The sequence below is a fragment of the Nocardioides iriomotensis genome (genome assembly GCF_004168035.1).
GTDB classification, from domain to species: domain Bacteria; phylum Actinomycetota; class Actinomycetes; order Propionibacteriales; family Nocardioidaceae; genus Nocardioides_B; species Nocardioides_B iriomotensis.
Map to the genome: position 1 here is coordinate 63,223 of NZ_SDPU01000023.1, position 13,290 is coordinate 76,512.

Here is a 13,290-nt window from a genome sequence, read left to right on the forward strand (position 1 = left end):
CGTACCGATTACGCGGAAGTGCTTGACCGGACCCCGTCGGTGGGGTGGGGTGTTCGCACCGACCATCTGGGAGAGCACATGCCTGGTTCGCAGCCCCTCCGTCGCGCGCTCGCCGTGCTGGCGACGGCCGCCCTCGCCGCCGGCGCCCTGACCGGCGTCCCGGCGGCCACCGCCGCCGGAGGCGACGACAGCCTCGCGCGGGTCAGCCCGCGCGCGTCCGGCTTCGCGGCCGGCCGCTACATCGTCCTCCTGCGGGCGCCCGCCGCCACCCAGTACGACGGCTCCGACCCGCGCTTCCCCGCCACCCGGATGGCCCCCGGCGGCCGCTACCTCGCGCGCTCCGCGGCGGTCGCCCGCTACCGCGCGCACCTGGTCACGACGCAGGACGCGCTGGCCCGGTCGGTCGGCGCCACCCCGGCGGAGCACTACACCGTCGCGGCCAACGGCTTCCTCGCCCAGCTGACCGGCGCGCAGGCCCTCGACCTGGCCTCCGACCGCAACGTGCTGCTGCTCAGCAAGGAGGCGCGGCTCAGCCTCGACACCTGGCAGACCCCTGACTTCCTCGGGCTGACCGGCCGCAACGGAGCCTGGCAGCGCCAGGCCGGCGGGCGCGACAACGCCGGCGACGGCGTCGTGGTGGGCTCGATCGACTCCGGCATCTGGCCCGAGTCGAAGTCGTTCCGCGGCCAGCGCCTGACCCGCGCTCCGAAGACCCGCTGGAAGATCTCCCGCGTCGGAGAGAACACCCGCATGGAGAAGGCCGACGGCGGCGTCTTCGAGGGCCGCTGCCAGCTCAGCCACAGCTTCGCCGGCACCCGCACGAAGGCCAAGGGCTGGAAGGCCTCCGACTGCTCCACCAAGATCATCGGCGCGCGCTACTACCCCGACGCGTTCCTCGCCCAGGTGCCGCGGGGGCAGCGCTCCCCGGACGAGTTCCTCTCCACCCGCGACGGTGACGGCCACGGCAGCCACACCGCCAGCACCGCCGCGGGCGACCACGTCGACCACGTCACCACCGAGGACGTCGACTTCGGCGACGTCAGCGGCATGGCACCCGCCGCCCGCATCGCGTCGTACAAGGTCTGCTTCAGCGACCGCGACGAGGACACGGGCGACTGCTTCAACTCCTCGATCCTGTCCGCGCTCGACGACGCGGTGACCGACGGCGTCGACGTCATCAACTTCTCGATCTCCGGTGAGCTCGACACGGTCGTCGACCCGGTCGAGATCGGGTTCGAGGGCGCCGCCGAGGCGGGGATCTTCGTCGCCACCTCCGCGGGCAACAACGGCCCGGGCGCCTCGACCGTCGCGCACAACAGCCCGTGGCTGACCACCGTCGCGGGCTCGACGCACTACAACTTCGAGAACACCGTGGTGCTCGGCAACGGCCGCAAGATCCGCGGCGCCTCGATCTCGCAGAAGACGCTGCCGCAGACCCGGCTGATCGACGCCGCCAAGGCGGCCGCACCGGGCGCCGAGCCCGACGCGGCGGCGCTCTGCTTCCTCGGTGGCGTGCTCGACCCGGCGAAGGTCAAGGGCAGGATCGTCGTCTGCGAGCGCGGCATCAACGACCGCGTCGACAAGAGCAAGGCGGTCAAGAAGGCCGGCGGTGTCGGCATGATCCTCGCCAACGTCGCGCCCGGCAGCCTCGACGCCGACTTCCACTCGGTGCCGACGATCCACATCGCCGACGACGAGTCGCCGAAGGTCTACCGCTACCTCGCCAAGGCCGGCCCCAAGGCCACCGCGGCGTTCCAGCTCGGCGACACCACCGGCAAGAAGCCGACCCCGATCCCGCAGATCGCCGGTTTCTCGTCCCGCGGTCCCGCCCTCGCCAACGACAGCGACCTGCTCAAGCCCGACATCGCGGCACCGGGCGTCAGCGTCCTCGCCGCCGTCGCGCCGCCGGCCAACGAGGACCGCAAGTACGACCTCTACTCCGGTACGTCGATGGCGAGCCCGCACATCGCCGGCCTGGCCGCCTTCATCATGGGCGAGCACACCAGCTGGTCGCCGATGCAGGTGAAGTCGGCCATGATGACGACGGCCACGAGCCTCAAGGGCGCCAACGGCGGCACGGTCCGCGACCCGTTCGCGCAGGGCGCCGGCCAGGTCCAGATCAAGAAGGCCTTCGACCCGGGCCTGTTCGTCACCTCCGGCACGGTCGACTGGCGCGGCTTCCTCGCCGCGCAGGGCCTGCCCACGGGCTACGAGCCGGTGGCCGCCAAGGACTTCAACGGTCCCTCGATGGCGCAGGGTCAGGTCACCTCGTCGACGTCGTTCAAGCGCAAGTTCAGCGCCGACCGCGCCGGCACCTGGAAGGTCTCGGTGAACGTCCGCGGCTTCAAGGCGCACGCGCCGAAGAAGCTGGTGTCCCAGGGCCGGGGCGACAAGGTCAACCTGCGGGTCGACCTGCTCCGCACGTCGGCCCCGCTCGGCCGCTGGGCGACCGGCTTCCTCACGCTCGACGGCCCGACCCGGCTCCGCCTGCCGATCGCCGTACGCCCGGTCGCGGTGACCGCGCCGGCCGAGGTCCAGGGCGCCGGCGTGACCGGGGCGGTGGACGTGCCGATCAAGGCCGGCTTCACCGGCAACCTGCCCGTCCAGGTCAACGGACTGGCCAAGGCGCAGTCGACCAACGGCACCAGCAGCAACATCACGACCAGCCCCGACGACGCGCAGTTCTTCTGCGTGCAGGTCCAGGCCGGGTCCAAGCTGGCGCGGTTCACGCTCGACGCGGCCAACGACGCGGCCGACATGGACCTGTTCGTCTACTCTGCCGAGGACGCCGCGTGCGAGGTCCTCACCGATGTGGTGGGGCAGTCCGCCACCGGCTCGGCCGACGAGCAGGTCACCCTCGAGGAGCCGGCTGCCGGCTACTACCTCGTGGAGGTCGACCCGTTCTCGGCCGCACCGGGCGAGCCGACGCTGGCCTGGCGGCTCGACTTCTACGACGTGAACGCGGCGGCCACGGCCGGCGGCTTCCAGGCGGTGCCGAACCCGGTGCCGGTCGTGGAGAACCAGCGCACGACGTTCCAGGCGCGCTGGTCCGGGCTCGAGCCCAACGCCCGCTACCTCGGCGTGCTCGGCTACGACGGCGCACTGGCCCCGACCGTGGTCGCGGTCGACACCACCGTCGTGCCGTAGTCAGCGTCGCACGGGCTCCGGGGCGTCGTCCTTCGCGGCGGCGGCGCTCCGGAGCTTGCGGCGCTCGTCGAAGGCGAGGTAACCGAACCCGAACACCGCCAGCGCGGCGAAGAACCACCACTGCAGGCCGTAGAAGAAGTGCGGCCCGTTGCCCAGGTCGGGCGTCTCGGTCAGGGTGAGCGGCCGGGCCGCCTCGGGCTGCTCGGAGACGAGGTCGACGAAGCCGGTGAGCACCTCGCCGTCCAGCGTCGGCCCGATGGTCGCGCTCGAGATCGCCCGGGTGGAGCCGTGGTCCACGGCCGTCGAGTCGCCGGTCGCGTCGGCACGCACCCAGCCGACCACGTCCACGGTGCCCGTCGGTGGCGCCGGGACGTCGGGCGAGGCGTCGCCGCGGTTCTCGGTGGCCACCCAGCCGCGGTCGACGAGCAGCAGCCGGCCGCTGTCCTGGAGCCGTAGCGGGGTCACGACGTCGACACCCGAGGCCCCGTCGCGCGTCTGGTACCGGACGATGACGGTCTGGCTGTCGTCGTACTCGCCCCTGGCCCGCACCCGCAGCCACTCCTCGTCGGAGCCGACGGGCTCGCCCACGGCCAGCACGTCCTCGACCGGCTGCGGGTCCGCGACGATGTTGTGCTCGGTGACCGCGTTGCTCTCCTTGCGGTCCTCGAGGCGGTGGAACTGCCACTCGCCCAGCCACCAGCAGCCGTACGCCAGCACGGCGACGGCCAGCGCGAACAGCACCCACCGGCGGCTGAGCATGAACCTCACGGCGACGACAGTAGTCCGGGCCGTCGGTCGATCCCCCTACCCTGCCCGCCGGTGTGGGTGGAGTCACCACGGAGTCACTAGAGTGGGGGGATGGGGATGGACACCGGAGCACTCGTCGACAGGTTCGGCCGTACGGCGACCGACCTGCGCGTCTCGCTGACCGACCGGTGCAACCTGCGCTGCAGCTACTGCATGCCGGCCGAGGGCCTCGACTGGCTGCCCACCGACGACGTGCTCACCGACGACGAGGTGGTCCGGCTGGTCCGGATCGCCGTCGAGCAGCTCGGCGTGCGTGAGGTCCGCTTCACCGGCGGCGAGCCGCTCGTGCGGCGCGGGCTGGTCGACATCGTCCGCCGCACCACCGCCCTCCGGCCGCGCCCCGAGACCTCGCTGACCACCAACGCGCTCGGCCTCCAGCGGACCGCCGCGGCCCTGGCCGAGGCCGGGCTCGACCGGGTCAACGTCAGCCTCGACACCATCCGCCGCGACGACTTCCTGACGATCACCCGGCGCGACCGGCTCGACGACGTGATCGCCGGGCTGGCCGCCGCCAAGGAGGCCGGCCTCGGCCCGGTCAAGGTCAACGCCGTCCTGCTGCGCGGGATCAACGACGCCCACGCGCCCGAGCTGCTGCGCTGGTGCATCGAGCAGGGCTACGAGCTGCGGTTCATCGAGCAGATGCCGCTCGACGCCCAGCACGGCTGGAGCCGGACCGAGATGATCACGGCCGACGAGATCTTCGCGACGCTGGAGCGGGAGTTCGTGCTGACGCCCGCCGAGGAGCCGCGGGGGAGCGCCCCGGCCGAGCTGTTCGCCGTGGACGGCGGCCCCGCGACCGTCGGCGTGATCGCCTCGGTGACCCGGCCGTTCTGCGGTGACTGCGACCGGGTGCGGCTGACCGCCGACGGGCAGGTTCGCAACTGCCTGTTCGCCCGCGAGGAGTCCGACCTCCGCGGCGCCCTGCGCGCGGGAGCCTCCGACGAGGAGCTCGCCGACCGCTGGCGGGTCGCCATGCTGGGCAAGCGCCCCGGGCACGGGATCGACGACGTGAGCTTCCTCCAGCCGAGTCGCCCGATGAGTGCTATCGGCGGCTGAGCGCCCGACTTGATGGCCGGTTGGGATGATTTCTCGCGACCGATCGTCCGGTTCCTCTTCCGTGCGGACGATTGATGGGCGAGGTTCCCGCAGACCGGGGGCGCGCTGGCCGATCATGTGCACATGCGTCTGTTCGCCGCGATCGTGCCACCGGAGCTGGCACGCAAGGAGCTCGCCGAGGCCGTGCGCGCCGCGGGGCCCGACAGCCCCGAGCTGGCCACCGTCCCGGTCGAGGACATGCGCATCCCCGTCACCGGCTTCGGCAACGTGTCGCAGCGCGACGCGCTGCAGCTGATCAGCACCCTCGCGCGCACGGCGGCGGCCTGGCCGCGCCCCGAGCTGCGCTTCGCGGGCAGCGCCGCGCTGGAGTGGCCGGGCGACGAGAACGTCTGGGCCCGCCTCGACGGTGACGTCGACGGCGCCCTCACCATCGGCCGCGGTGTGCCGCCGGCCGTGAAGCGCCTCGGCTTCCTCGTGGACCGTCGCGCGTTCCGCCCGTGGATGGCCGTGGGCGCGATCACCGACCACACCACGGCGCCGTACCTCGAGAAGCTGGTCGGGGACCTCGACGAGTTCAAGGGCTCGCTGTGGACCCTCGAGACGCTCACGATCGTCCGCAAGGTCCCGCTCGACCAGTCGGGGAAGGTCGAGGAGATCGTCCTCGACGAGATCCCCCTCGGCAGCTCGGGCAGCTGACACCCCGCGGGCGGGATTTCTGCGCCCCGCGCCATCATCGAGCGGAGCCGCGGACCTCGGCTAGCATCCTGCAGCATGATGACGATCCGGCATGAGGCGCGTCCCATGCCGGTCATGGCCATCGTTTCGCTGGGGCTGGCCGGGTGCGCCGCCGTGTCACTCGTCCTGAGTGATGCGGTCCTCCGTGCTGTTCCGGATTCCGATGGGCTCGTCATCCTCTTCTTCGTGCTCGGCTGGGTGCTCATGGCCTGGGCGACCATCGGCGTCGTCGTCGCGCTCGTGCATCTCCTCCGAGCAGGGGACCTCCGCCGGAGGCCGGCGCTCCTCGAATGGGCGTTCGTGCTGGCGGCGGCGGTGGTCATCGTCGGCACGGCCTGCACCTACCCGCTCATCGGAGCCGGTTCCGGCGCCGCATGACGACCCGCACCGCCGAGGCGTTGCTCTGAAGCGGCAACCAGGGCGGTGAGTCATGCCGCGGCCGCTGGACGGCGGGCTGGTTCCCGGGACAGGTGGCGCAGTCGTGGCGATGCACGCGACCTGGAGCCAGCCGAGGGCTGCTTGTCGGTCCCACCCGACTCGGCGGACCTCGACGTCGTGGTCCCGTCTGGACCGGCTCCGCGACGCGGGGCAGGATGCGCCGACTCGGCGGGTCCGCGAGGGCAGGATGCGCCGACTCGGCAGGCCCGCGAGGGCAGGATGCGCCGACTCGGCGGGCTCGCCGTCAGGCGGGCATGGTCTCCGCGTCGATGTCGACGAGGCCGTGGTTCGCACGCAGCACGCGGGCGACGGCGTCCGGGGACATCGGGCGGTGCAGCAGGTAGCCCTGGGCGAACGGCGCGTGCACGTGGTCGCGCAGGTGCTCGAGCTGGGAGCTGCGCTCGATGCCCTCGATGACGACGTCGAGGCCGAGGGCCTGGCCCATCATCGTGATCGAGCAGAGCAGCGCGCACGAGCGCTCGTCGCGGTCGATCGCGTCGGAGAACGACGCGTCGGTCTTGATGATCCGGACCGGCATGTCCTGCAGGTAGCCGATCGAGGAGAAGCCGACGCCGAAGTCGTCGATCGCGAAGTGCACGCCGAGGTCGGCGATCTGGGCCATCGCCTCGATGGACTCCAGGTCGTCGCCGATCATGTCGCGCTCGGTGATCTCGAGGACCAGGGTGGCGCCCTGCATCCGGTCGCGCGTCCAGCGCACCCGGTCGACGAAGTCCGGCTCGCGCAGCTGCTTGGCGGAGATGTTCACGGCGATGGTGAGGTCGCCGCCGGCCGCCTCGAGCAGCGCCGGGGCGTCCTTCGCCGCGCGCTCCAGGATCGCGTCGCCGAGCGGCACGATCAGGCCGCTCTCCTCGGCGACCTTGATGAAGACGTCCGGGGGTACGTCGACGCCGTTGGAGTTCCAGCGGGCCAGCGCCTCGACGCCGGTGATCCGACCCGTCGACGCCCGGACGACCGGCTGGTAGACGAGCGTGAGCTCGCCCGCGGCGACCGAGGCGCGCAGCGACTCGACGAGCTCGAGGCGCTGCAGGCGGGTGCGGCCGAGGGCACCTTCGTAGGTGACGAACTGGTTCTTGCCGCGTGCCTTCGCCTCGTACATCGCGAGGTCGGCGTTGCGGAGCAGGCTCTCGGACGTGTCGCCGGGCTCGCCGAACGCGACGCCGACGCTGGCGCTGAGCGAGAGCCGGTGGCCGGCGACGTGGGCTCCGGAGGACAGCGCGGTGAGGATCCGCTCGCAGGCCGAGTCGACCTCGATGGGGCGGACGTCCTCGAGCAGGATGGCGAACTCGTCGCCGCCGAGGCGGGCGACGGTGTCGCTGGCGCGCACGCACGACGTGAGCCGCTGCGCGAAGTCGATCAGGACGGCGTCGCCGGCGGCGTGGCCGAACCGGTCGTTGACCGGCTTGAACCCGTCGAGGTCGACGAACAGGAGCGCGATGCGGGTGCCCCGGCGGCGCGAGAGCTGCAGCGCGTGCTCGACGCGGTCGAGCAGCAGGCCGCGGTTGGGCAGGTTGGTGAGCAGGTCGTGCCGAGCCAGGTGGGTCATGTCCTGGGTCAGCCGCAGCCGGGCGAACGCGTCGGAGGAGACCGCGACGAGGGCCTCCAGCGCCTGCTGGTCCGCGGTCGTGGTCGAGCGGGCGCGGTGCTTGCCGGGCGCGACCAGCCAGCGGTCGCGGTGACCGTCCTGGAGCTGCGCGCCGATCTCGTGCGAGGTCGGAGGAGTCGAGCGGACCTCGACCTCGGAGGCGGTGAGCCGGAGCAGGCGCCGGGCGTCCTCGAGGAGCGCGTCGACGACCTGGCGGGTGTCGGAGAGCGTCTGGGCGCGCACCGCGGCGTCGAAGAGCACCTGCAGGCGGCGGGCGTTCTCGGTGCCTCGGGTGACCGAGCGTGTGGCGATGAGCAGGGTGACCAGAGGTACGGCGAGCGGGATCAGGGTGAAGGCGTCGGTCTCGCGCACGACGACCGCGGCGAGGTAGCCGAGCGAGTCGAACGGCACGAAGCAGGACACCGCGATGAGCGTGCCGCGCTGGAGCACCTGCTCGCGGATCGGGGCGCTCTCCTCGAGCGCGACCGAGACCGCGGAAACCAGGAAGTCGAGGCTGAAGTAGACCGTCGCGGCGACCAGCACGCCGACCATCTCGAGCCAGGAGCCCTCGTCGGCGCCGATCCCTGTGAAGACCAGCGCCGCCGCGGCACCGCCGAGCGTGCCGACCCCGATGTTGAAGAACTTGATGACCGTGCGCTTGTCGTTGGTCAGCTGGGTGGCGACCACACCGAGGCCCCAGAGGACCAGCGACTCCTCGGGCCTCACGGTGCACAGCAGGAACATCAGCACGCACGAGTCGAAGCCGACCTCGATGCCGCCATCGGCGCGGTCGAGCACCAGGGGGAACCGCGCGATGACCATGATCAGCGGCACGGTGAGCAGCGAGAGGACCCCGAGCTTCAGGTCCGGGGGACCCATCGTCACGAGGGCATAGAGCACCGACCCGACGCCCAGGACGAGGACGCCGAGGTCGAACAGGCGGCTCTGCAACGGCACCGACGGGGTCGGCGGCGCAGGCGGCTGCAGCGACTCTGACTGAGACATGGCTTTACCAGTATCGGCCAGCACCCGGCCGACAAGCGGTGTTTTGTCCGACTTCCCGACGGGATGCCCCACGGGGGTCACGCCGGGGTCAGGCCGGTGGCGTGAGCGGCACGACCTCGCGGAGGAAGGACCGGGCCGCCAGGAAGTCGCCCAGCGACTCCTTGTGCTCGTCGCAGGCCAGCCAGACCTTGCGTCGCTCCGGCTCGTGCAGCCGCGGGTTGTTCCAGCGCAGCTCCCAGGCCGCCGCGGCCCGGCAGCCCTTCGACGAGCAGGTCGGCGGCTCGTCGGTCACGACGGGGCTCCTCGCTCAGGCTCGGGGACGAAAACGGCGGTGCCGGACGACCACGGGGGAAGCCGTCCGGCACCGCCAGAACGCGAGCTCAGACGGGGGAGGCTGAGCTCGCGCCGATGGATTCTTGCACGCTCAATCAGGCAAATCCACCAGCAGGCGAACCCGCTGGTCGGCGAGTCGGCAACTGTCTGGACCAGTGTCCGCGTCCCGACCATCGGGACGAATTCCGCGGGCGTGCGGGGCCGCTCAGGCGTGGTCCGGCCCCTCGAGCGACCGGGTCGTGAAGTCCGGCAGCACCTCGTCGGGACCGCCCGGGTCGGGGCTCACACCGGCGTTGGCGATCACCACGGCGACGTACGGCAGGACGAAGGAGGCGACCAGGAACACCCACATGAACCAGTGGCCCATGCTCACCACGGCGAGCAGGAAGCAGATCGTCCGGATCGTCATGGAGATGACGTAGCGGCGCTGACGCCCGGCGATGTCGTCGCTGTGGCTGCGCGTCGCGGTGGTGATCCGGATCGGCTCCGGCTCCTTGCGGGCCATGTCTCCACCGTACGCCGCTCGGTCGGGGCGTCCCAGGTCGGCGGCGGCGGGTCTAGGTTGGGGGCATGTCGAACCGTGTCTACCGCGTCACCGAGATCGTCGGCACCTCGCCCGACGGGATCGACCAGGCCATCCGCAACGGCATCGAGCGCGCGTCGCGCACGCTGCGCCACCTCGACTGGTTCGAGGTCACCCAGATCCGCGGGCAGGTCAAGGACGAGGCCGTCGAGCACTTCCAGGTGGGCCTGAAGCTGGGCTTCCGCCTCGAGGACGACTGACCGGGTCGGGCGCCGGACCCTCCTGTCGCGGAGGACGCCGCGGGGGATTCTGCCTACCCCCCGGTAGCCGATAGCGTCGCGGCCGTGAGCAGATCCGTACTCGTCACCGGAGGCAACCGCGGCATCGGCCGCGCCATCGCCGTCGCCTTCCTCGCCGCGGGCGACAAGGTCGCGGTCACCACCCGCAACGGGGAGGCCCCCGAGGGCGCCCTCGGGGTGCGCTGCGACGTCACCGACCCCGACTCCGTCGAGGCGGCGTTCGCGGAGGTCGAGGAGAAGCACGGGCCTGTCGAGGTGCTCGTCGCCAACGCCGGCATCACCCGCGACACGCTGCTGCTCCGGATGAGCGAGGACGACTGGTCGTCGGTCATCGACACCAACCTGACCGGCACGTTCCGGGTGGCCAAGCGCGCGGCCAAGGGCATGCTGCGGCTGCGCCGCGGACGGATCGTGCTGATCTCGTCCGTGGTCGGCCTGCTCGGCTCGGCCGGCCAAGTCAACTACGCCGCCAGCAAGGCCGGCCTCGTCGGCATGGCCCGGTCGCTCGCCCGCGAGCTCGGCAGCCGCTCGATCACCACCAACGTGGTGGCGCCCGGGTTCGTCGAGACCGAGATGACCGCGGTGCTGCCGGAGGAGAAGCAGGCGGAGTACAAGGCGCAGATCCCGCTCGGCCGGTACGCCGACGTCGACGAGGTCGCCGCGGTGGTGCGCTGGCTCGCCTCCGACGAGGCGGCGTACATCACCGGCGCCGTCATCCCGGTGGACGGCGGCCTCGGCATGGGTCACTGACCCCACAGTCCGGGTGGTCGAGCCTGTCGACACCACCCCCACAGTCCGGGTGGTCGAGCCTGTCGAGACCACCTCTCATCTCGTCCCTGGAGGAGCAGCATGGGCATTCTCGACGGCAAGCGGATCCTGGTCGCCGGCGTCACGATGGACAGCTCGATCGGCTTCGCGGTGGCGCGGGTCGCGCAGCAGGAGGGCGCCACCGTGCTGGTGTCGAACTTCGGCCGCGCGCTGAGCATCACGAAGCGGATCGTGAACCGCCTGCCCGAGCCGGCGCCGGTGATCGAGCTCGACGTGACGGACCAGGAGCACCTCGACCGGCTGCCCGACCTGGTCCGCGAGCACGTGGACGGGCTCGACGGCGTGGTGCACTCGGTGGCGTACGGCAACCCCGAGACGCTGCTCGGCGGCAAGTTCCTCGACGGGCCGTGGGACGACGTCGCCCAGGCCGTCCAGGTGTCGGCCTACTCGCTGAAGTCGCTGTCGACCGCCTGCCTGCCGCTGATGGGCGGGGGCGGGTCGGTCGTCGGGATGACGTTCGACGCGACCGTGGCGTGGCCGGCCTACGACTGGATGGGCTTCTCGAAGGCGGCGCTGGAGTCCTGCTCGCGCTACCTCGCCCGCGACCTCGGTCCGAAGGGGATCCGGGTCAACCTGGTCTCCGCCGGGCCGCTCAAGACGCTTGCCGCCAAGGCGATCCCGGGCTTCGAGGAGCTCGAGTCGATGTGGAGCGACCGCTCGCCGCTGGGTTGGGACGAGAAGGACACCGAGCCGACCGCCCGCGCCGTGGTCGCGATGCTCTCCGACTGGTTCCCGGCGACGACCGGCGAGATCGTGCACGTCGACGGCGGGTACCACGCGATGGGCGCGTGACCGCCCGGCTTCGCTAACGTCACCACCGTGACGTCCTCCCTCGTCGAGCTCCGGGTCCTCGAAGGCCCCAACCTGTACTTCCCGCGTGCGGCCATCAAGCTGACGCTTGACCTCACCGGCCTCATCGAGGCGCCGACCGACCGGGCGCTGCGGTTCGCGTCCCGGATCGGGCTTCCTCGGGCGCGTCCGGGCGAGCCGGGCAGCGGCTTCCGGCAACGGTTCGCCGCCCGCGCGGTGGGGCGTCTGGTGCGGCACGTCGCGGGCGAGGCCGGCGCCACCCGGCTCGCCGTACGCGTGCGGCCGACGAACGACGTGCACCGGATCGTGGTCGCGTACCCGTGGCGCAACCGGACCCGCGCGCAGGCCCTGGGCCGGGCTGTGGCAGCGGTGCTGGACGCGCTGCCGAGCGCGGACCTCGACGAGCTGGTGAGCGACGAGGCGGCCCGGGTGCGCGCCGCGGAGAAGGGCCCCGGCCCCACCACCATCAAGCCGAAGATCCCGATCGTCGCGGTGACCGGCACCAACGGCAAGACCACGACCTCCCGCATGGTGGCGCACATCGCGCGCACGCACGGGATGCACGTCGGGTGGTCCAGCACCGACGGCATCTACATCGACGGCGAGCTGGTGGAGCCGGGCGACTACTCCGGTCCGAGCGGCGCGGGCCGGGTGCTCGCGCACAAGGAGGTGCAGCTGGCGGTCACCGAGACCGCCCGCGGCGGGATCCTGCTCAAGGGCATCGGGCTGGCCTTCAACCACGTCTCGGTCTTCACCAACGTCTCCGCCGACCACCTCGGCCTGCACGGGATCGACACCGTCGACCAGCTGGCCGAGGTCAAGAGCGTCGTCTGCCGGATCACCCGACCGGACGGCTGGGTGGTGCTCAACGCCGACGACCCGCGCGTGCTGGCGACCCGCACCAACATCCGCGCGCGTCCCTGGGTGTTCTCCCGCGACCCGGACTCACCGGCGCTGCGCGAGGTGCTCTCCGAAGGCGGCCGGGCGACGACGGTGATCGACGGCTGGGTGTGCGTCATGGAGGCCAACAACGACCCCGACCCGCTCGTCGAGGTCGTGGACGTCCCGATGACGCTGGCAGGGCTGTCGCGGTTCAACGTCGAGAACGCGCTGGGCGCTGCCTCGGCCGCGCTCGGCGTCGGGCTGCCCCGTCAGGCCGTGGTCGACGGGCTGACGTCGTTCCGGCCCGACCCCGAGCACAACCCCGGGCGGATGAACTTCTTCACCCACGACGACATCAGCGTCGTCATCGACCTCGCCCACAACGAGGCCGGCCTCGAGGCGCTGCTCGAGATCATGAACGGGGTACGGCGACCCGGGGCACGTCTGCTGCTCGGGCTCGGCGCCGTGGGCGACCGGCAGGACGAGATCGTCGGCAGCCTCGGCGAGATGGGCGCGCGGGACGCCGACGTCGCGGTGATCGCGCACAAGGCGGGCTACCTCCGTGGCCGCACCACCGACGAGCTCGACGTGCTGTTCCGGCAGGGCGCGGCAAGGGTGGGCGTCGACGACCTCCCGTCGTACCCGACCGAGGTCGCCGGCCTCGCGGCTCTCGTCGACCAGGCGAAGCCCGGTGACGTCGTCGGGCTGATGTGCCACGAGGACCGGCAGGGCGTGTACGACTGGCTGGCCGACAACGGCTTCAGCACGGACACCCCCGAGACGCTGCGCGACAAGGTGCGGGCCGCGCGCGCCTGATCCGGGGT

12 protein-coding genes are annotated in these 13,290 nt (G+C 71.9%); 8 read left to right on the forward strand and 4 right to left on the reverse strand.

Annotated elements, in window-relative coordinates; translation table 11 throughout:
• The first annotated feature begins 78 nt into the window (after positions 1 to 78).
• Complete coding sequence (locus ETU37_RS12760; RefSeq protein ID WP_129987717.1) at positions 79 to 3,147, forward strand: S8 family serine peptidase; 3,069 nt, start codon at positions 79 to 81, stop codon at positions 3,145 to 3,147.
• Here the strand turns inward: ETU37_RS12760 and ETU37_RS12765 are convergent, their stop codons facing one another.
• Entirely contained in the window at positions 3,148 to 3,906 is a 759-nt protein-coding gene (locus tag ETU37_RS12765) for an SURF1 family cytochrome oxidase biogenesis protein (RefSeq protein WP_240755736.1), read from the reverse strand. It lies immediately after the preceding gene.
• 99 nt (positions 3,907 to 4,005) lie between these two features.
• On the opposite strand from ETU37_RS12765, the gene moaA reads away from it, so the two are divergent.
• The 3 genes from moaA to ETU37_RS12780 all read left to right on the forward strand — a co-directional run bounded on the left by moaA (position 4,006) and on the right by ETU37_RS12780 (position 6,123).
• Entirely contained in the window at positions 4,006 to 5,010 is a 1,005-nt protein-coding gene (gene moaA / locus ETU37_RS12770) for a GTP 3',8-cyclase MoaA (RefSeq protein WP_240755706.1), read from the forward strand.
• Positions 5,011 to 5,133: 123 nt separating this feature from the next.
• Complete coding sequence (locus ETU37_RS12775; RefSeq protein WP_129987719.1) at positions 5,134 to 5,706, forward strand: 2'-5' RNA ligase family protein; 573 nt, start codon at positions 5,134 to 5,136, stop codon at positions 5,704 to 5,706.
• A 75-nt stretch (positions 5,707 to 5,781) separates the two neighbouring features.
• Entirely contained in the window at positions 5,782 to 6,123 is a 342-nt protein-coding gene (locus ETU37_RS12780) for a hypothetical protein (protein WP_129987720.1), read from the forward strand.
• A 304-nt stretch (positions 6,124 to 6,427) separates the two neighbouring features.
• Here ETU37_RS12780 and ETU37_RS12785 read toward each other — a convergent pair whose 3' ends face one another.
• From ETU37_RS12785 to ETU37_RS12795, 3 genes are all read right to left on the reverse strand, one after another.
• The gene (locus tag ETU37_RS12785) at positions 6,428 to 8,791 is read right to left on the reverse strand and encodes a putative bifunctional diguanylate cyclase/phosphodiesterase (protein ID WP_129987721.1); all 2,364 of its coding nucleotides are present in this window, start codon (positions 8,789 to 8,791) and stop codon (positions 6,428 to 6,430) included.
• A gap of 88 nt (positions 8,792 to 8,879) precedes the next feature.
• The gene (locus tag ETU37_RS12790) at positions 8,880 to 9,083 is read right to left on the reverse strand and encodes a hypothetical protein (RefSeq protein WP_129987722.1); all 204 of its coding nucleotides are present in this window, start codon (positions 9,081 to 9,083) and stop codon (positions 8,880 to 8,882) included.
• Between the two features lie 246 nt (positions 9,084 to 9,329).
• The gene (locus tag ETU37_RS12795; RefSeq protein WP_129987723.1) at positions 9,330 to 9,629 is read right to left on the reverse strand and encodes a DUF3099 domain-containing protein; all 300 of its coding nucleotides are present in this window, start codon (positions 9,627 to 9,629) and stop codon (positions 9,330 to 9,332) included.
• Positions 9,630 to 9,694: 65 nt separating this feature from the next.
• Here ETU37_RS12795 and ETU37_RS12800 point away from each other — a divergent pair, with 65 nt between their 5' ends.
• The 4 genes from ETU37_RS12800 to ETU37_RS12815 all read left to right on the forward strand — a co-directional run bounded on the left by ETU37_RS12800 (position 9,695) and on the right by ETU37_RS12815 (position 13,282).
• Positions 9,695 to 9,907: a dodecin gene (locus tag ETU37_RS12800; protein WP_129987724.1), complete on the forward strand. Its 213-nt coding sequence runs from the start codon at positions 9,695 to 9,697 to the stop codon at positions 9,905 to 9,907.
• Positions 9,908 to 9,991: 84 nt separating this feature from the next.
• Positions 9,992 to 10,696 carry a 3-oxoacyl-[acyl-carrier-protein] reductase gene (gene fabG / locus ETU37_RS12805; RefSeq protein WP_129987725.1) on the forward strand — a complete coding sequence of 235 codons (705 nt, stop codon included), beginning with the start codon at positions 9,992 to 9,994 and terminating at the stop codon, positions 10,694 to 10,696.
• Positions 10,697 to 10,795: 99 nt separating this feature from the next.
• A complete protein-coding gene (gene fabI / locus ETU37_RS12810) occupies positions 10,796 to 11,566 on the forward strand; it encodes an enoyl-ACP reductase FabI (RefSeq protein WP_129987726.1) in 771 nt (256 codons plus the stop codon).
• A gap of 27 nt (positions 11,567 to 11,593) precedes the next feature.
• A complete protein-coding gene (locus tag ETU37_RS12815; protein ID WP_129987727.1) occupies positions 11,594 to 13,282 on the forward strand; it encodes a Mur ligase family protein in 1,689 nt (562 codons plus the stop codon).
• Positions 13,283 to 13,290: the final 8 nt, after the last annotated feature.